Origin of the sequence: Methanocalculus natronophilus, assembly GCF_038751955.1 — an archaeon.
GTDB classification, from domain to species: domain Archaea; phylum Halobacteriota; class Methanomicrobia; order Methanomicrobiales; family Methanocorpusculaceae; genus Methanocalculus; species Methanocalculus natronophilus.
On sequence record NZ_JBCEXH010000132.1, the window covers coordinates 1 to 511 of the forward strand.

The 511-nt window shown below is 34.4% G+C and carries 1 protein-coding gene; it reads left to right on the plus strand.

Features of this window, described 5'->3' with window-relative positions; genetic code table 11:
- On the plus strand, positions 1–450 hold a 450-nt coding region (locus tag ABCO64_RS10860; RefSeq protein WP_343089493.1), incomplete at its 5' end, for an amidohydrolase family protein.
- Positions 451–511 lie beyond the last annotated feature (61 nt).

Below are 511 nucleotides of genomic sequence, written 5' to 3' on the forward strand. Positions count from 1 at the left end.
GTGTTAAATCATGACTCGATCTATGCTGAATTAATTGTTGATGGTGTGCATTTACATCATGCAGCGGTTAATCTTGCCATAAAGGCTAAAGGGACTGATAAATTAATTTTAATTTCAGATGCGATGAGAGCTGCTGGATTAAGCGATGGAAAATATGACTTAGCAGGGCAAGAAGTTACGGTTGAAAATGGCGAAGCACGTCTAGCCGATGGAACCATTGCTGGAAGTACATTAAACTTAAATAAAGCAATAAAAAATGTTATAAAACATAACAATGTTTCTATTGAAGATGCGGTAAAAATGGCATCTACTAACCCAGCAAAAGCCATTGGTATATTTGATCGAAAAGGAAGTATTGCTGAGGGGAAAACTGCGGATTTAGTATTCTTTGATGAAACCATTACGATTAAAAAAGTAATGAAAAATGGATACTTATTTGATAAATTTTAAAGGATGTGATGAAATTGAAAAAAGGCAAAATAGCATCACAAGGTATTGCACTTGGTCAAGT